The organism is Pseudomonas sp. AN3A02 (assembly GCF_011765255.1).
Classification (GTDB): domain Bacteria; phylum Pseudomonadota; class Gammaproteobacteria; order Pseudomonadales; family Pseudomonadaceae; genus Aquipseudomonas.
Genome location: NZ_JAARNI010000004.1, coordinates 1 through 17,243, shown reverse-complemented (window position 1 = coordinate 17,243; position 17,243 = coordinate 1). Strand labels below are relative to the sequence as shown.

Below are 17,243 nucleotides of genomic sequence, written 5' to 3'. Positions count from 1 at the left end.
TTTTTTTGCGAGGCGAAAAACCGCAGCCTATAAACACCGACGCTGGCGAGCTGGCGCACAAGGGGGCATTATCCTTTTTGCGACCCCACAATAAAGCGACTGCAGCATGACCCGAGCAGCGAGAATCACCGATCCTTCCTACGAGCTGATGGACGATCACAATGGTCTGTCCATCATCTATCGCCAACACGGCTTCCCGTGCCCCTTAGTGCGCTGGCATTTCCACAAGGAATACGAGCTGCATTTGATCGTCGCCAGCTCCGGCAAGGTGTTCATCGGCGACTACATCGGCAACTTCTACCCGGAAAGCCTGTTCCTCACTGGCCCCAACCTGCCCCACAACTGGATCAGCCAGGTGGCCGAGGACGAAGTGGTGCCCAAGCGCGACATGCTGGTGAACTTCACTGACGACCTGTTTGAAGGCGGCGGTCAGATATTCGCCGAACTCAAGACCCTGACGCCGCTGCTGGAACGAGCACAATACGGCATCGAATTTCGCTGCAAAAAGACCATCGCCCAGGCCATGAACCTGATGCAGCGCATCGAGGACGCCCAGGGCATGGCGCGCCTCGGGCACTTCTTCATCCTGCTGGAGGTGCTCAGTGCCTGTGAGGATTACCAACTGCTTTCGGGCGTGACCACCCCGCAACTGGCCGATGAACACAGCATCGACCGCACCAACCGCGCGGTGGACTACATTTTTGCCCACTACGCCCGGGAGTTGTCCCTGGAAGAAGTGGCTGAATACCTCGGCATGAAGCCCACCTACTTCTCCCGCGTATTCAAACAAGCCACCGGGCGCACCTTCATCGAGTTCGTCAATCGCCTGCGTATCAGCAAGTCCTGCGAGCTATTGGCCGATGGCGATAAGGCCGTGACGGATGTGTGCTTTGAGTCGGGTTTCAACAACATCTCCAACTTCAACCGCCGGTTCCAGCAGCTCAAAGGCATGACGCCCTCGCACTACCGGCGTTTGGCGGTGCAGCGCCTGACCGAGCAAAACCTCGCTTAATCAATTCAACGCCCCCCTGTAGGAGCGAGCTTGCTCGCGAAAGTATTCCAGGCGCATCGCTGCGGTGGATGTACCTTTTTCGCGACCAAGCTCGCTCCTACGGTAAAGCCCTGCGCAGTAAACCGTTTCAGCGCATTTACGACCGAGTGCAAAAAAGTATCAGTAAAAGTGCTCCCAAGGATTTGTCAGCACGCCAATTGAAGGCTGTAATCAACGCACACTCTTCCAGCAGTCGTGGAAGACACAACAACAATAACTGTCCTTCTGTAGCCCCTGGGCGCAGAAATGGAGTGCGCGATGAAGTTCACAGCTAAAGCTCTGCTTGCCTGTACCTGCATGACCCTGAGCGCCGTCAGTCTTGGCGCGCAAACCCTGACCATTGCCACCGTCAACAACAGCGACATGATCCGCATGCAGAAGCTCTCGAAAACCTTCGAGACCGAGCATCCGGAGATCAAGCTGAACTGGGTGGTACTCGAAGAAAACGTCCTGCGCCAACGCCTCACTACCGACATCGCCACCCAAGGCGGACAGTTCGACGTGTTGACCATCGGCATGTACGAAGCTGCACTCTGGGGCGCCAAGGGCTGGCTGGAACCGATGAAGGACCTGCCTGCCTCCTACGACCTGGACGACGTTTTCCCGTCTGTGCGTGACGGCCTTTCCGTCAAAGGCTCGCTGTACGCCCTGCCGTTCTATGCCGAAAGCTCCATCACCTATTACCGCACCGACCTGTTCAAGGACGCCGGGCTGACCATGCCTGAGCACCCCACCTGGACGCAGATCGGCGAGTTCGCCGCCAAACTCACCAATAAAGACAAGGAACAGTACGGCCTGTGCCTGCGGGGCAAAGCCGGCTGGGGCGAGAACATGGCGCTGATCACCACCCTGGCCAACGGCTACGGTGCGCGCTGGTTCGATGAGAAATGGCAGCCGGAATTCAACGGGCCGGAGTGGAAAGACGCGCTGAACTTCTACGTCGACAACATGAAGAAGTCCGGCCCGCCGGGTGCTTCCAGCAACGGTTTCAACGAAAACCTGGCGCTGTTCAACAGCGGCAAGTGCGCGATCTGGGTCGACGCCAGCGTCGCCGGCTCGTTCGTGACCGACAAGACCCAAAGCAAGGTGGCTGACCACGTCGGCTTTACCTTTGCACCGCACGAGAAAACCGAAAAAGGTACTTCGTGGCTGTACTCCTGGTCCCTGGGGATTCCAACCAGCTCCAAAGCCAAGGACGCCGCCAAGGTCTTCACCACCTGGGCCACTTCCAAGGAATACAGCCAGTTGGTCGCCAAGACCGACGGGATTGCCAACGTACCGCCAGGTACCCGCACGTCGACCTACAGCGACGAATACATGAAGGCTGCACCGTTCGCCAAGGTGACGCTGGAATCGCTGAAAGTCGCGAACCCGAAAGACCCGTCGGCCAAGCCGGTGCCGTATGTGGGCATCCAGCTGGTGACCATTCCTGAATTCCAGGCGATTGGTACCCAGGTCGGCAAGTTCTTCTCCAGTGCACTGACCGGTGGCTCCACTGTGGACAAAGCCCTGGCAGATTCACAGACCTTCACCGAACGCGAAATGAAGCGGGCTGGTTATCCCAAGTAACCCCCAACACCTGTAGGAGCGAGCTTGCTCGCGAAAAAGGTACATCCACCGCAGCGATGCGCCTGGAATCCCTTCGCGAGCAAGCCTCGCTCCTACAGGGGCTTTGCGTACCTGTCTCTACTCGGTCCTGATCACCATGAATACCACCACTGCCCAAGTGCAAACCGCTTCGCCGGACAAGCCGCGTAAAAGCCGCTTGATCAACCCCGGCTGGTTCCTCGTCAGCCCCTCGGTGGCTTTGTTGCTGCTGTGGATGATCGTGCCGCTGGGCATGACCCTGTACTTCTCGCTGATTCGCTACAACCTGCTCTACCCCGGCGAAAACCAATTCGTGGGGCTGGAGAACTTCACCTACTTCATCACCGACTCGGGCTTCTTGCCCGGCGCCACCAACACCCTGTTGCTGGTGGGCAGCGTATTGCTGATCAGCGTGGTGTTTGGCGTACTGATCAGTGCCCTGCTGGAAGCCAGCGAGTTCTTCGGTCGCGGCCTGGTGCGGGTGTTGCTGATTTCACCGTTCTTCATCATGCCCACCGTCGGTGCGCTGATCTGGAAGAACCTGATTTTCCATCCGGTGTCGGGAATTCTCGCCTACGTGTGGAAGCTGTTCGGTGCCCAGCCGGTGGACTGGCTGGCCCATTACCCGTTGCTGTCGATCATTATCATCGTGTCCTGGCAATGGCTGCCCTTCGCGATCCTGTTGCTGATGACCGCCATGCAGTCCCTCGACCAGGAACAGAAGGAAGCCGCCCGCCTCGACGGGGCCGGCGCCATCGCGATCTTCTGGCACCTGACCCTGCCGCACCTGGCGCGCCCGATTGCCGTGGTGGTGATGATCGAAACCATCTTCCTGCTCTCGGTGTTCGCGGAAATCTTCACCACCACCAACGGTGGCCCCGGCTACGCCTCGACCAACCTCGCCTACCTGATCTACAACCAGGCGCTGGTGCAGTTCGATGTGGGCATGGCCTCGGCCGGCGGCTTGATTGCCGTGGTCATCGCCAATATCGCGGCGATCATCCTGGTGCGGATGATCGGCAAAAACCTGACTGACAAGCCTTGAGGGCCGCGCCATGACGCTTCAACAATCCCGCCGCCTGCAAAGCGTGCTGCTCGGCACCCTGGCCTGGGCCATCGCGATCCTGATTTTCTTCCCGATCTTCTGGATGGTGCTGACCAGCTTCAAGACCGAAATCGACGCGTTCGCCACGCCGCCGCAGTTCATCTTCACGCCGACGCTGGAGAACTACCTGCACATCAACGAGCGCAGCAACTACTTCAGCTACGCCTGGAACTCGGTGCTGATTTCCTTCAGTGCCACCGCGTTGTGCCTGCTGATCTCGGTACCGGCCGCCTACTCCATGGCCTTCTATGAGACCAAGCGCACCAAGGGCACGTTGCTGTGGATGCTCTCCACCAAGATGCTGCCGCCGGTGGGCGTGCTGATGCCGATCTACCTGCTGGCCAAGAGCTTCGGCCTGCTGGACACGCGCATTGCGCTGATCATCATCTACACCCTGATCAACCTGCCGATCGTGGTCTGGATGGTTTACACCTACTTCAAGGACATCCCCAAGGACATCCTCGAAGCCGCCCGCCTCGACGGCGCCACCCTGTGGCAGGAAATGGTCCGGGTGCTGCTGCCGATCGCCAAGGGCGGCCTGGCTTCCACGGTGTTGCTGTCGCTGATCCTGTGCTGGAACGAGGCGTTCTGGTCGCTGAACCTGACCTCGTCCAACGCCGCGCCGCTCACCGCGTTGATCGCCTCCTACTCCAGCCCCGAAGGTTTGTTCTGGGCCAAATTGTCTGCCGTGTCGACCCTGGCCTGTGCGCCGATCCTGATCTTTGGCTGGATCAGCCAGAAACAGCTGGTCCGCGGTTTGTCCTTCGGCGCCGTGAAGTAACGGCTCCTTCAAAAATATTTAGAAGCGGAGGCCCATCATGGCCAACCTGAAAATCAAGAATCTGCAAAAAGGCTTCGAAGGTTTCTCCATTATCAAGGGCATCGACCTTGAGGTGAACGACAAGGAATTCGTGGTATTCGTCGGCCCGTCGGGCTGCGGTAAATCCACCTTGTTGCGCCTGATTGCCGGCCTGGAAGAAGTCACCGAAGGCACCATCGAGCTGGATGGCCGCGACATCACCGAAGTCACCCCGGCCAAGCGCGACCTGGCGATGGTGTTCCAGACCTACGCCCTGTACCCGCACATGAGCGTGCGCAAGAACATGTCGTTTGCCCTGGACCTGGCCGGCGTCGACAAGAAGATTGTCGAGAGCAAGGTCAACGAAGCGGCGCGGATCCTGGAGCTGGGCCCTCTGCTTGAGCGCAAGCCCAAGCAGTTGTCCGGCGGCCAGCGCCAGCGTGTCGCCATCGGCCGTGCGATTGTGCGTAACCCGAAGATCTTCCTGTTCGACGAACCGCTGTCCAACCTCGATGCCGCCCTGCGGGTGCAGATGCGCCTGGAGCTGTCGCGCCTGCATAAAGAACTGCAAGCCACCATGATCTACGTGACCCACGACCAGGTCGAAGCCATGACCCTGGCCGACAAGGTGGTGGTGCTCAACAGCGGCCGTGTGGAACAGGTGGGCTCGCCGCTGGAGCTGTATCACCAGCCGGCCAACCTGTTTGTCGCAGGCTTTTTGGGCACGCCGAAAATGGGCTTCCTCAAGGGCAAGGTCAGCCGCGTGGATGCCCAGAGCTGCGAAGTCGAACTGGACGCCGGCGGCCGCATCAGCCTGCCCCTGAGCAGCGCAACCTTGAGCGCTGGCAGCGCGGTGACCCTGGGCATTCGTCCGGAACACCTGGAAATTGCCACCCCTGGCCAGGCCACCCTGACCGTGACCGCCGATGTCGGTGAGCGCCTGGGCAGCGACACCTTCTGCCACGTCATTACCGCCAGCAAGGAGCCGCTGACCTTGCGGATCCGTGGCGACATGGCCAGCCAGTATGGCGAAACCCTGCAGCTGTACCTGGACCCGACCCAATGCCACCTGTTCGACGCTGACGGCGTTGCGGTAGCCCGCCCACTGCGCGCCGCCGCCTGATTTCGCGAGAATTTCCTGATGAAACTGAATAAGCAAAACCTCACGCAACTGGCCCCTGAAGTGCAACTGCCAGCCTATGCGATTGCCAACACCCGCCAGGGCATCGCGCACATTGGCGTCGGCGGCTTCCACCGCGCGCACCAGGCGTATTACACCGACGCCTTGATGAATACCGGCGTGGGCCTGGACTGGAGCATTTGCGGGGTCGGCCTGCGCGCCGAAGACCGCAAGGCACGGGACGACCTGGCCGGCCAGGACTACCTGTTTACCCTGTATGAACTGGGCGACACCGACGATACCGAAGTGCGTGTGATCGGTTCCATCAGCGACATGCTCCTGGCCGAAGACGGCGCCCAGGCGCTGATCGACAAGCTGGCCAGCCCAGAGATTCGCATTGTCTCGCTGACCATCACCGAAGGCGGCTACTGCATCGACGACAGCAACGGCGAGTTCATGGCTAACCTGCCGCAGATCCAGCATGACCTGGCCAACCCGGGCGCGCCGAAAACCGTGTTCGGCTTTATCTGCGCTGCGTTGACCCAGCGCCGGGCGGCCGGAGTGCCGGCGTTTACCGTGATGTCCTGCGATAACCTGCCCCACAACGGCGCCGTGACTCGCAAGGCCCTGCTGGCCTTCGCCGCGTTGCATGACGCTGAACTGCATGAGTGGATCAAGGCCAACGTGAGTTTCCCGAATGCCATGGTCGACCGCATTACACCGATGACCAGCACTGCGCATCGCCTGCAACTGCATGACGAGCACGGCATTGACGACGCCTGGCCGGTGGTCTGCGAGCCGTTTGTGCAATGGGTACTGGAAGACAAGTTCGTCAACGGCCGCCCGGCGTGGGAAACGGTAGGCGTGCAGTTCACCGATGACGTGACGCCGTACGAAGAGATGAAGATCGGACTGCTCAACGGCAGCCACCTGGCGCTGACGTACCTGGGTTTCCTGAAGGGCTACCGCTTCGTCCACGAGACCATGAATGACCCGTTGTTCGTGGCCTATATGCGCGCCTACATGGACCTGGATGTCACGCCCAACCTGGCGCCGGTCCCGGGGATCGACTTGACCGAATACAAGCAGACCCTGGTGGACCGCTTTTCCAACCAGGCGATCGCCGATCAGCTGGAGCGCGTGTGCTCCGATGGCTCGTCGAAGTTTCCCAAGTTCACCGTCCCCACCATCAACCGCCTGATTGCCGATGGCCGCGAGACCGAGCGTGCCGCACTGGTGGTGGCCGCGTGGGCGCTGTACTTGAAAGGCGTGGATGAGAATGGCGTGATCTACCGCATCCCGGATCCCCGCGCCGAGTTTTGCCAGGGGCTGGTGACGGAAGATGCGTTGATCAGCAAGCGGCTGCTGGGGGTGGAGGAGATTTTTGGTACAGCTATTCCCAACTCGCCCGAGTTTGTGGCAGCGTTTGAGCGGTGTTTCGAGAGCCTGCAGGATGTGGGTGTGAGCAAAACGCTGGAGCGGCTGCTCGCCAATCTCAACTGACGGAACCGAATCAAAAATGTGGGAGCGGGCTTGCTCGCGAAAGCGGTGGATCAGTCAATATTTGCGTTAACTGACACACCGTATTCGCGAGCAAGCCCGCTCCCACATTGACCGAGTTCTCCATAAAAATAGGCTGAGCGACCCACCATGACCCAGCAAAACCTCTATCTCGGTATCGACTGCGGCACCCAGGGCACCAAGGCCATCGTGCTGGACGCCAGCAGCGGCAAAGTCCTGGGCCTGGGCGCCGCCAGCCATACGCTGATCAGCGGCGCCAATGGCCGCCGCGAACAACACACCCAGGAGTGGCTCGACGCCTTTACCGAAGCCACCCACCGCGCCTTGCAACAAGCCGGCGTGGACGGCCAGGACATCCTCGCCATCGGCGTCTCCGGCCAGCAACATGGCCTGGTGCTGCTCGACGACCAGGGCCACGTGCTGCGCCCGGCCAAGCTGTGGTGCGACACCGAAACTGCGCCCGAAAACGATCGCCTGCTGCAACACCTGGGCGGTGAAAGCGGTTCCCTGGAGCGCCTCGGCGTGGCCATCGCTCCCGGCTACACCGTGTCCAAACTGCTATGGACCCGCGAACAACACCCGGAGGTGTTCGCGCGCATCGCGCATATCCTGCTGCCCCACGACTACCTGAACTACTGGCTCACCGGCCGCGCCTGCGCTGAATACGGCGATGCCTCGGGCACCGGTTATTTCAACGTACGCACCCGGGAGTGGGACCTGGCAATGCTGCGCCACATTGACCCCGAAGGACGCCTGGAAGCCGCACTGCCCGAATTGATCGAAGCCAATCAGCCAGTGGGCACCATCCTGCCCGCCATCGCCGAGCGCCTGGGCATCAACCCGAATGCGCAAGTCTCCAGCGGCGGCGGCGACAACATGATGGGCGCCATCGGCACCGGCAATATCGCCCCCGGTGTGATCACCATGAGCCTGGGCTCGTCCGGCACCGTGTATGCCTTTGCCGATCAGGCCAACGTCAGCCCGCAGGCGTCGGTCGCGACGTTCTGCTCCTCCAGCGGCGGCTGGCTGCCGTTGATCTGCACCATGAACCTGACCAACGCCACCGGCGTCATCCGCGAGCTGTTCGACCTGGACCTGGCGGCGTTCAACGCGCGGGTGGCCGAGGCACCGATTGGCGCCGACGGCGTGAGCATGCTGCCGTTCCTCAATGGCGAACGGGTGCCCGCCCTGCCCCACGCCACCGGCAGCCTGCACGGCCTGACCATGACCAACCTGACCCGCGCCAACCTGTGCCGCGCCGTGGTCGAAGGCACCACCTTCGGCCTGCGCTACGGCCTCGACCTGTTGCGCCAGACCGGCCTGCAAAGCCAGAGCATCCGGCTGATTGGCGGCGGTTCGAAAAGCCCGGTGTGGCGGCAGATGGTCGCGGATATCATGAACACCGAAGTGATCTGCACCGAACAAAGCGAAGCCGCTGCCCTGGGCGCTGCGATCCAGGCGGCGTGGTGCCAGTCCGGTGAAAGCCTGGCGCAGCTGTGCCAGCGTTGCGTCAGCGTCGACGCGGCCAGCCGCACGCTGCCGGACGCCGACAGCGTCAGCGCCTACCAGCAGGCTTATGAGCGTTATCAACAGCACGTGGCATCCCTTTAAGAGCGAACGAATATGTATTTGGTATGTGGCGAAGCGCTGTTTGATTTTTTCAGCGAGGACGATGCCAGCGGCAAGGCGTCCAGAGTCAATTACAAGGCGATTGCCGGCGGCTCGCCGTTCAACGTCGCGGTAGGTTTGCGTCGATTGGGAATCGACGCGGGCTTTTTCGCCGGGATCTCCGACGACTACCTCGGCCGGCGCCTGTTGCAGGTGCTCAAGGACGAAGGTGTGCGCGAGGATTTCCTGCTGGAATTCGCCGCGCCTACCACCCTGGCAATGGTCGCCGTGGGTGCCAATGGCTCACCGCAGTACAGCTTCCGTGGTGAAGGTTGCGCCGACCGCCAGTTGCAGCTCGAACATTTGCCCGTATTGGGCGATGAAGTACGTGGCGTACACATCGGCTCTTTTTCGCTGGTGGTACAGCCGATTGCCGACACCCTGCTGGCCCTGGTCCGCCGGGAAAGCGGCAAGCGCATGATCAGTCTCGACCCCAACGTACGCCTGAACCCCGAGCCGAACATCGAGCTATGGCGCGCCCGCGTGGCCGAGTTGGTCAAGCATGCCGACCTGATCAAGGTCAGTGACGAAGACCTGCACCTGCTCTACCCCGGCCAGGCTCCAGAAAGCATCCTGCAAGGCTGGTTGCAACACCGTTGCCAACTGGTATTCCTGACCCGTGGCGGCGATGGCGCGACGGTGTTCAGCCGTCAACACGGCACCTGGTCGGCACCGGCGATTAAGGTCGTCATGGCCGATACCGTCGGCGCTGGCGATACGTTCCAGGCGGCACTGATCACCTGGCTCACCGAGCAGCAACTGGACTCGGTCGAGGGCCTGCAACAGCTGTCCCGCGAACAGATCAGCAGCATGCTCACCTTCGCCACCCGCGCTGCGGCTCTCACCTGCAGCAAGACCGGTCCGGACCTGCCCTATCGTCAGCAGTTGAACTGACAAATACACGATAGAAATCAATATGCCACCATGTAAGCCACGTATTACGTGGCTTACAGCCCTGCGGTTATCTGTCAGAAAATCCTGCACTGTGTCAAAAACTGTACTAAACCCAAAAAACATGTGCAGTTTTTATAACAAACACAGGGCAGATAAATGCGCAATAAACGGACTTTTCATCCTCGCGCCGTTTTGGCTGTCGGCATCCTCTCACTGCATTACCTGGCCCCCCAACAAGCCTTGGCGGCTTGCGTACTCACCCCGGGCCCCGGCAACGACACTTTCACCTGCGATAGCGGCACCAGCGCCACCGGCCTGACCGACCTTGCCGGCAATAACACCCTGGCCCTGCCCGCCGGCGGCACCGGCACCATCAACGGCAATATCACCTTCGGCGCCGGCACCGACTTCGTCGATATGAATTCCGGACGCATCGTGGGGAGCATCACCCAGGGTGACGGCGCCGATCGTTTCCAGATCAGCTCGGGGACCGTGACCGGCGCAGTTTTCCAGGGCAACGGCATTGATGATTTCGTGATGAGCGGCGGACAGATCCAGTCCCTGGCCCAGGGCGATGGACGCGATACGTTCCTGATGACTGGCGGCACCATCGTCGGCGCCTTCGAAGATGGCGACGTGGCCAGGCAAACCGGCGGCACCATCGGCCGGGTCGACATGAAGCTCGACAACAACATCTATGACATGTCCGGCGGGTCAATTCTCGGCAACCTGGTGACTGCTTTCGGGACCGATACGATCATCGTCTCCGGCGGCAGCATCGGCGGCAATATCAGCACCAGTGGCGGCAACGACAGCATTACCGTCAGTGGCGGGGTCATCAATGGCGAGATCCGCGCCAGTGTCGGCAATGACACACTCAACTGGCTCAATGGCGGCCAGATCAAATCCGCGGTGCTGATGGGCGATGGCGACGATACCGCACTGCTCAGCGGCCTCAACGAAACCCTGCTTGGCACCACGCCTTCGATTGACGGCGGCCTGGGCAACGACCAACTGACCTTCGACAACACCACCTCCAGCACCGCTGCACGCTACATCGGCTGGGAGACGGTCAACCTCAACAACAACTCGCGCTTCGACCTGGCCGGCGACTTTTTCCTCGGCGACAGTGCCAGCAATACCGGCACCTTCAACATCGATGGCAGCAGTACCCTCGGCGTGACTCAAGGCAGCATCCGCCCCTACACCGCGGGCGCCCTGGCCACCCTGAACAACGCGGGCACCCTCGACATGACCACCCGCAGCAACAGCGCCACGGATACGTTGACCGTGTATGGCAACTACGTCGGCAACAATGGCCAACTGTGGTTGCAATCGGTACTCGGTGACGACAGTTCCGCCAGTGACAAACTGGTGGTTTCAGATGGGTCCATCAGCGGCAATACCCAACTGGCCGTGACCAACCTCGGCGGCGCCGGGGGCTTTACGCAGAACAACGGGATCGAGGTGGTGCAAGCGCTCAACGGCGCCACCAGCAGCACCGACGCCTTTGCCCTGAAAGGCTCGGTATCCGCCGGGGCCTATGAGTATCTTCTATTCAAAGGTGGTGTAACCGCTGGCACGGAAAACAACTGGTACCTGCGCTCGTCGGTGGTCGCTGTGCAGCCGCCGGTGGTGCCGCCAACGCCGCCCACACCACCGGTGATCGTGCCGGTGCCGCCCATTCCCCCGGTGCCGCCCGTGGTAGCGCCGGATGAACCGCCGGTGGAACCGCCCACCTCGCAACCCGTCGCGCCGGTTGAGCCGCCTGCTCCTGCGCCCAGCCAGGTAGCGGCGGCAACCTCACCGGAGTCGGCAGCGAGCAACCCGGTGTTGCCTACCGCCATCGCCGGGGCCGAGCCAATTCCGTTGTATCGCCTGGAGGTGCCGGTGTACTCGGTGGTCGTACCGGCCGCGCAACTGATGACGCTGCAAGCCCTGGGTACCTTCCATGACCGCCAGGGCGAGCAAAGCCTGCTCAGTGAAACCGGGCCGGTACCGGCCGGCTGGGGCCGTGCCTATGGCAGTGACTTCAACAAAAGTTGGTCGGGCACGGTGTCGCCGAGTTTCGACGGTTCCATCAAGGGCTATCAAGTCGGCCACGACCTTTACGCCTCCGAGACCAGCGGCGGGCAGATCCAGCGTTTCGGCCTGTTCATCGGCCAAAGCCGCCTGCAAGGTGACATCAAGGGCTTTTCAATGGGCTTCCAGGACAACCGCTCCGGGCGCGTAAAGCTGGACGGTGATAACTTCGGCGCCTACTGGACCCTCACCGACCCCAAAGGCTGGTACGTGGACCTGGTGGCCATGGGCACGCGTCTCGACGGTGACAGCAAATCCGACCGTGACGTGAAGATCGACAACAAGGGCCACGCCCTGGCCCTGTCGGCAGAAGCCGGTTACCCGATTACTGTTTCCGAACATTGGGTGGTGGAACCCCAGGTCCAGGTGATCAACCAGCAGATTGACATGGACAGCCAGCACGACGGCATCTCCAAGGTCTCATTCGACTCCCAGGATTACTGGACTGGCCGCCTCGGTGCACGCTTGAAGGGCCGCTACCTGGTGCAGAACACGCCAATCGAGCCGTATGTGCGGGCCAACGCCTGGCGCACGTTCGGTGGCAGTGACACGGTGACCTACGATGACGTGGACCGGATTAAAACCGATCACACATCATCCACCGCCGACCTCGGTGTGGGCGTTGTGGCCAAGCTGTCGTCCACCGTCAGCGTGTACCTGGCGGCGGACTACAACACTCAACTGGATAGCAACACCCTGGAAGGATTCAGCGGCAACGCGGGGGTACGCATGAGCTGGTAGGCTCACGCCTGCCTGGGGCAGGTGACCCCTCGCGCGACGATGGCGCCGATCACCGCGCCCACGATCGGCGCCACCCAGAACAGCCACAGTTGCATCACGTATTCCCCCCCGGCAAACAATGCCGGCCCCGTGCTGCGGGCCGGGTTGACCGAGGTATTGGTGACGGGCATGGTCACCAGGTGAATGAGGGTCAGCGCCAGGCCGATCGCGATGGGCGCAAATCCCGCTGCCGAACCAGGACCGGTGACGCGCATGATGATGAACACAAAAAAGAACGTCGCTACGGCTTCCACCACCACTGCCGCCAGCAGGTTGTATTGCCCCGGGCTCAACTGACCATAGCCATTGGCTGCGAATGCACCTATCTCGAAATCCGGACGGCCGCTGGCGATCAGCGCCAATACGGCGGCAGCGACCATCGCACCGGCCACCTGGGCAATAATGTAGGGGACTACATCGATACCCGCCATCCGGCGGCCGACCCACAGGCCGATGGTCACCGCGGGGTTGAAGTGCGCACCGGAAATACCGCCCACTGCGTAGGCCATGGTCAGCACCGTCAAACCAGCGGCCAGGGCCACACCCGCAAAGCCAATACCCAACTCTGGAAACGCCGCCGCCAGTATCGCGCTGCCGCAGCCGCCGAAGGTCAGCCAGAACGTTCCGAGAAACTCTGCTGCGATTTTCTTTTGCAAACCCGACTCCGCCTTTTACACACGCCATCCGATTGATGGACCCGCGAGCGACGGTAGCAAGCGCGTTGTCCGGGCCTGTATCGGAGTTTTCCGGATTGTGTGCGTGAGGTTACGACTACGCTGAAGATGAAGCTTTTGTCAGTAAAGCCTCACTTAATCGATGGTTAATCCCCCGGGACGATCGTCGAATCGACCGCACTCGCACGGCTCCGGCCGATGCCCAGGGCGGCCGCGGCTCATCACCTCGAGAGCCTGCGAACGGCTTGCGGAGAAACACCATGAAACTGCGTACGTTAATGCTCGGTAGCGCATTTGCCCTGACGGCTGTAACGGGGATGGCACAGGCTGATAGCGCCCCTGTCATCACGCCTTATCACTACGGCGAGAAGATGGATGTGCAGAAGGTGCTTGCCATGCACGAAACCGATACCAATGAATGCAAAGTGATCAAGGCCGATATCAAGTTCGTGGACAGCGCCGGCAAAATCCAGGACGTGGGTTATCACAAACTGTCAGAAGCCTGTGATTTCCAGAATTGATCCAATGTGCGCTGTGATCACGCAAACGGCATCGGGCCTGGTGTTTATCCAGGCCCGCAAATCTTCACTGACTGAAGCTCAGCCGTGCGTTTAATAGAATGGACGTGCGCCAGCTCTCTTGAGGGCCGGGGCATGGGTGTGGGTGTGCTTGAGGTCTTCGCGCAACTCGGTAATCAAGTTGCAGATCGCCCGACTGCTGTCGAGCTTGTTCGCGCAAATGCCGGTGACCACCAGGTCGACCCGGTCATGGTCGATCTCGTGATAGACCTTCACCGTCAGCGACGCGTCTGGCGCCTTAGTGACTTCACAGCGCTTGGGCAGGAAACTTCCTTCAATGATGCCGCGTAATTCCAGATCCGAAAGCATGGCCGACCTCTCCTTTTATGAGATTGCCAATCGATTGTTATCAATCTTCGTACTGCTGGCGAACGCGGTGACACGCTCGCCGTTTGCGCCTTACCAGCCTTGGCAGACGGCTTCACTGACCCAGCGTACTAGGCTCGTTTGAAACGCGTTGGATCCTTTCCTCATAAGCAAGAGCGTTACTTATATAAGTTACGTGGCAGACCGCCATTAACTCACCCGTTCGAGGTGTTAGCCGCTGTGTTTGTTGCTCATTCAGAGTTGTAACAGGATCTTATAAAGCATTAAACATGCCGTCAGGCCCACGGCGAAGCGCCCCAGACAAACCGCAGCTTTCGGACAAAAAACCGCCTGCCGGTTCATGCGTCTTGCAATGCACCTGCCCTGGCATCATGCAAAATGAAAGACCGCTCGTTATAAGTGCACCTAAAGAACTTTTTTCTACTTGGATAACTGCCATCCAAATGGGTGAATGTAACTAAATTAAACATTCGTTAGATTAAACGTTTAACCTGCCTGAGCTGCTACGCGTTCAGCAACATGCCGCAAACTATCGAAGTTAATATTGGCCCCCGAGTTGATCGCCACCCATGTTTGCCCCTGGATGCCGGTCTTCGCGACATGCTTGCAGATACCGGCAACAGCCAAGGCACCTGAAGGCTCAGTGATCGAGCGCGTATCGTCGTAGATCAGCTTGATGGCACTGCACAGTTCGTCATTGCTGACAGTGATCACTTCATCCACGTGGTGCCGACAGATTTCAAAACCATAGGCGCCGATCTGGGCCACGGCGGTGCCATCGGCAAAGCTGTCGACGCTCGGCAGCACCACCCTGCTCCCTGCGCGCAGTGCTGCCAGCAGGCAACTGGAGCCTTCAGGCTCGACGCCGATGATGCGCACTTCAGGGCGCAGGTATTTGACGTAGGCGGCGATACCCGCGATCAGGCCGCCGCCGCCCACCGGGACGAAGATCGCGTCCAGCGGCCCTTGCTGTTGGCGCAACACTTCCATACCCACGGTGCCCTGCCCGGCAATCACGTCCGGGTCGTCAAACGGCGAGACAAACGTGCTGCCGGTGGCCTCGGCCAGTTGCAACGCATGGGCCAGGGCAAACGGAAAGCTGGCCCCATGCAACACCGCCTCGCCGCCTCGGGAGCGCACGCCCAACACCTTCAGCTCCGGGGTGCTGCACGGCATGACGATCGTTGCCTTGATCCCCAACTCCCGCGCCGCCAATGCCACGCCCTGGGCATGGTTGCCGGCCGACGCCGTGATCACACCCCGGGCCTTTTGTGCCTCAGTGAGTTGCACCAGCTTGTTGTAGGCGCCGCGAATCTTGAAGGAAAAGGTCGGTTGCAGGTCTTCACGCTTGAGCAGGATCTGATTGCCCAGCAACGCCGAAAGCGCCGGCGCCGCCTGCAACGGCGTGCGCACCGCCAGGTCGTAGACCGGGGCGGCCAGGATCTTTTTCACGTAGTGCTCAAGCAATCCGGAATCTTGGGTCTGGCTCGCCGCCGGGTGGGTACTCATGGGTGTCTCCTGGGAATTTACAGAGCCCTGGAGACGGAAAAACAAAACCCGCCTCTAGGGCGGGTTTGGGTACAGCCGAGCGCTATCCCGCCAGATGAGGAATGGCGGTAATAATGCTTGGCTGGCAATGATAGGTTTGAAATGTCATGAATTGAAATTAACCGGCGGTGCCGGGCAAGTCAATGGCGAAACGCCAGGCTTTACGTAGAGCATACGAAACGTATACGCTTTGTATATCAACCCTGCACAGTGAAGCTCATGGGCATCGTCAAGATCACCGACCAATTGCACGAACAACTCCGTCTGGCCAGCGCCACCATGGACCGTTCCATCAACGCCCAGGCCGAGTTCTGGATCAAGATCGGCCTGCTCGCCGAGCTCAATCCGCACCTGGCCTATAACGACCTGATCAACAAACTGTTGCTGGACAAACCCGACCTGATCCGGGGGCGCGCGCAATGATCAAGACTGCGGAACAACTCGCCGTGATGCGCGAAGCCGGCCGCCTGTTGGCCCAGGTGTTTACCATGCTCGACGGCTTTGTCGCCGCAGGCCAGTCAACCCTGGAGATCGACAGCGCCGTAGAAGCCTACATCCGCAACGACCTGCAATCACGGCCTGCGAGCCTGGGCCAATACGACTACCCCTTCTGCATCAACACCTCGATCAACGAGGTGGTGTGCCATGGCATGCCGAGCGCCAAGGCGGTGCTCAAGGACGGCGACATCGTCAATATCGACATCACCCTGGAAAAAGGCGGTTTCATTGCCGACTCCAGCAAGATGTACATGATCGGCAACGTCGCCCCCAAGGCCCGGCGCCTGGTGGAAATGACCTTTGAAGCGATGTGGGCCGGAATTCGCCAGGTCAAGCCCGGCGCACGCCTGGGGGATATCGGCTACGCCATCCAGAGCCATGCCCAGAGCAACGGCTACAGCGTGGTGCGTGAATATTGCGGGCACGGCATCGGCCGCGAGATGCACGAAGACCCGCAGATCCTGCACTTCGGCCGTCCCGGCACCGGGCTGGAACTGCGTGAAGGCATGGTGTTTACCATTGAACCGATGCTCAACCAGGGCAGCGCCAAGGTGCGCAGCTTGAAAGACGGCTGGACGGTGGTGACGCGGGATAACAGCCTGTCGGCGCAGTGGGAACATACCGTGGCGGTGACGCGGGATGGGTTTGAGGTGTTGACGTTGCAGCCGGACGTCTGAATGGCGCAAATCCCCTGTGGGAGATTCTATGGTTTTGGGGAAGCCCCCAAAACCGCTTTCGACTGGTATTCACTTTGGTTTTTCATCAGGGAGAACGCGATACGCGCTAGCTTGCGAGCGATGATAACCAAGGCCTGAGTCGTTTTCAGGCCTCTGCCCAGATAGCCTTGATAGAGCGGTTTCCAAGCGTTTGACTTGATACCTGCTGACGCCGCGTTATGCAGCAACCGACGGATCTCCGAGTCCCCCTTTTTACTCAGTGATCGACGTCCGCTCATTTGCCCCGAGTCAGACACCCTCAAGTCCATTCCTAGGAACGCGATATAGGCATCGG

16 protein-coding genes are annotated in these 17,243 nt (G+C 60.4%); 12 read left to right on the top strand and 4 right to left on the bottom strand.

Features of this window, described 5'->3' with window-relative positions:
- Positions 1 to 106: 106 nt before the first annotated feature.
- The 9 genes from HBJ59_RS17285 to HBJ59_RS17245 all read left to right on the top strand — a co-directional run bounded on the left by HBJ59_RS17285 (position 107) and on the right by HBJ59_RS17245 (position 12,568).
- Positions 107 to 1,012, top strand: coding sequence for an AraC family transcriptional regulator (locus HBJ59_RS17285; RefSeq protein WP_076013610.1), 906 nt, complete (start codon positions 107 to 109; stop codon positions 1,010 to 1,012).
- Positions 1,013 to 1,309: 297 nt separating this feature from the next.
- Entirely contained in the window at positions 1,310 to 2,620 is a 1,311-nt protein-coding gene (locus HBJ59_RS17280) for a sugar ABC transporter substrate-binding protein (RefSeq protein ID WP_076013611.1), read from the top strand.
- 136 nt (positions 2,621 to 2,756) lie between these two features.
- Positions 2,757 to 3,683, top strand: a complete 927-nt coding sequence (locus HBJ59_RS17275) for a carbohydrate ABC transporter permease (protein ID WP_017475596.1) — start codon at positions 2,757 to 2,759, stop codon at positions 3,681 to 3,683.
- Positions 3,684 to 3,693: 10 nt separating this feature from the next.
- Complete coding sequence (locus HBJ59_RS17270; protein ID WP_003215312.1) at positions 3,694 to 4,524, top strand: carbohydrate ABC transporter permease; 831 nt, start codon at positions 3,694 to 3,696, stop codon at positions 4,522 to 4,524.
- Positions 4,525 to 4,561: 37 nt separating this feature from the next.
- The gene (locus HBJ59_RS17265; RefSeq protein WP_167664212.1) at positions 4,562 to 5,665 is read left to right on the top strand and encodes an ABC transporter ATP-binding protein; all 1,104 of its coding nucleotides are present in this window, start codon (positions 4,562 to 4,564) and stop codon (positions 5,663 to 5,665) included.
- An 18-nt stretch (positions 5,666 to 5,683) separates the two neighbouring features.
- Positions 5,684 to 7,165: a mannitol dehydrogenase family protein gene (locus HBJ59_RS17260; protein WP_076013614.1), complete on the top strand. Its 1,482-nt coding sequence runs from the start codon at positions 5,684 to 5,686 to the stop codon at positions 7,163 to 7,165.
- Between the two features lie 147 nt (positions 7,166 to 7,312).
- Positions 7,313 to 8,794: a xylulokinase gene (gene xylB, locus HBJ59_RS17255; protein ID WP_167664211.1), complete on the top strand. Its 1,482-nt coding sequence runs from the start codon at positions 7,313 to 7,315 to the stop codon at positions 8,792 to 8,794.
- 12 nt (positions 8,795 to 8,806) lie between these two features.
- Positions 8,807 to 9,745 (top strand): carbohydrate kinase, encoded by a 939-nt coding sequence (locus HBJ59_RS17250; RefSeq protein WP_167664210.1) that lies wholly within the window; start codon positions 8,807 to 8,809, stop codon positions 9,743 to 9,745.
- A 156-nt stretch (positions 9,746 to 9,901) separates the two neighbouring features.
- Complete coding sequence (locus HBJ59_RS17245) at positions 9,902 to 12,568, top strand: autotransporter outer membrane beta-barrel domain-containing protein (protein WP_167664209.1); 2,667 nt, start codon at positions 9,902 to 9,904, stop codon at positions 12,566 to 12,568.
- 2 nt (positions 12,569 to 12,570) lie between these two features.
- Here the strand turns inward: HBJ59_RS17245 and aqpZ are convergent, their stop codons facing one another.
- A complete protein-coding gene (gene aqpZ / locus HBJ59_RS17240; RefSeq protein ID WP_076013618.1) occupies positions 12,571 to 13,263 on the bottom strand; it encodes an aquaporin Z in 693 nt (230 codons plus the stop codon).
- Between the two features lie 278 nt (positions 13,264 to 13,541).
- Between aqpZ and HBJ59_RS17235 the strand changes: the two genes are divergently transcribed.
- Positions 13,542 to 13,802, top strand: a complete 261-nt coding sequence (locus tag HBJ59_RS17235) for a DUF2790 domain-containing protein (protein WP_076013619.1) — start codon at positions 13,542 to 13,544, stop codon at positions 13,800 to 13,802.
- A 90-nt stretch (positions 13,803 to 13,892) separates the two neighbouring features.
- Here the strand turns inward: HBJ59_RS17235 and HBJ59_RS17230 are convergent, their stop codons facing one another.
- Positions 13,893 to 14,168, bottom strand: coding sequence for a DUF1652 domain-containing protein (locus tag HBJ59_RS17230; RefSeq protein ID WP_063029815.1), 276 nt, complete (start codon positions 14,166 to 14,168; stop codon positions 13,893 to 13,895).
- A gap of 504 nt (positions 14,169 to 14,672) precedes the next feature.
- Entirely contained in the window at positions 14,673 to 15,695 is a 1,023-nt protein-coding gene (gene ilvA, locus HBJ59_RS17225) for a threonine ammonia-lyase, biosynthetic (protein ID WP_167664208.1), read from the bottom strand.
- Positions 15,696 to 15,953: 258 nt separating this feature from the next.
- Here ilvA and HBJ59_RS17220 point away from each other — a divergent pair, with 258 nt between their 5' ends.
- Together HBJ59_RS17220 and map are read left to right on the top strand one after the other, a co-directional pair.
- On the top strand, positions 15,954 to 16,157 hold the full coding sequence (locus tag HBJ59_RS17220) for a ParD-like family protein (protein ID WP_017475587.1): 204 nt from the start codon (positions 15,954 to 15,956) through the stop codon (positions 16,155 to 16,157).
- Positions 16,154 to 16,909, top strand: coding sequence for a type I methionyl aminopeptidase (map, locus tag HBJ59_RS17215; RefSeq protein ID WP_167664207.1), 756 nt, complete (start codon positions 16,154 to 16,156; stop codon positions 16,907 to 16,909). The genes HBJ59_RS17220 and map overlap by 4 nt, the downstream gene beginning before the upstream one ends.
- A gap of 26 nt (positions 16,910 to 16,935) precedes the next feature.
- Here the strand turns inward: map and HBJ59_RS17210 are convergent.
- A partial coding sequence (locus tag HBJ59_RS17210) for a transposase (RefSeq protein ID WP_167664206.1) occupies positions 16,936 to 17,243 on the bottom strand: 308 nt, incomplete at its 5' end.

Bases quoted from the DNA above. Each gene is read 5' to 3' on its own strand.
- HBJ59_RS17285 (WP_076013610.1), top strand. From the start codon at position 107: ATGACCCGAGCAGCGAGAATCACCGATCCTTCCTACGAGCTGATGGAC.
- HBJ59_RS17280 (WP_076013611.1), top strand. From the start codon at position 1,310: ATGAAGTTCACAGCTAAAGCTCTGCTTGCCTGTACCTGCATGACCCTG.
- HBJ59_RS17275 (WP_017475596.1), top strand. From the start codon at position 2,757: ATGAATACCACCACTGCCCAAGTGCAAACCGCTTCGCCGGACAAGCCG.
- HBJ59_RS17270 (WP_003215312.1), top strand. From the start codon at position 3,694: ATGACGCTTCAACAATCCCGCCGCCTGCAAAGCGTGCTGCTCGGCACC.
- HBJ59_RS17265 (WP_167664212.1), top strand. From the start codon at position 4,562: ATGGCCAACCTGAAAATCAAGAATCTGCAAAAAGGCTTCGAAGGTTTC.
- HBJ59_RS17260 (WP_076013614.1), top strand. From the start codon at position 5,684: ATGAAACTGAATAAGCAAAACCTCACGCAACTGGCCCCTGAAGTGCAA.
- xylB (WP_167664211.1), top strand. From the start codon at position 7,313: ATGACCCAGCAAAACCTCTATCTCGGTATCGACTGCGGCACCCAGGGC.
- HBJ59_RS17250 (WP_167664210.1), top strand. From the start codon at position 8,807: ATGTATTTGGTATGTGGCGAAGCGCTGTTTGATTTTTTCAGCGAGGAC.
- HBJ59_RS17245 (WP_167664209.1), top strand. From the start codon at position 9,902: ATGCGCAATAAACGGACTTTTCATCCTCGCGCCGTTTTGGCTGTCGGC.
- HBJ59_RS17235 (WP_076013619.1), top strand. From the start codon at position 13,542: ATGAAACTGCGTACGTTAATGCTCGGTAGCGCATTTGCCCTGACGGCT.
- HBJ59_RS17230 (WP_063029815.1), bottom strand. From the start codon at position 14,168: ATGCTTTCGGATCTGGAATTACGCGGCATCATTGAAGGAAGTTTCCTG.
- ilvA (WP_167664208.1), bottom strand. From the start codon at position 15,695: ATGAGTACCCACCCGGCGGCGAGCCAGACCCAAGATTCCGGATTGCTT.
- HBJ59_RS17220 (WP_017475587.1), top strand. From the start codon at position 15,954: ATGGGCATCGTCAAGATCACCGACCAATTGCACGAACAACTCCGTCTG.
- map (WP_167664207.1), top strand. From the start codon at position 16,154: ATGATCAAGACTGCGGAACAACTCGCCGTGATGCGCGAAGCCGGCCGC.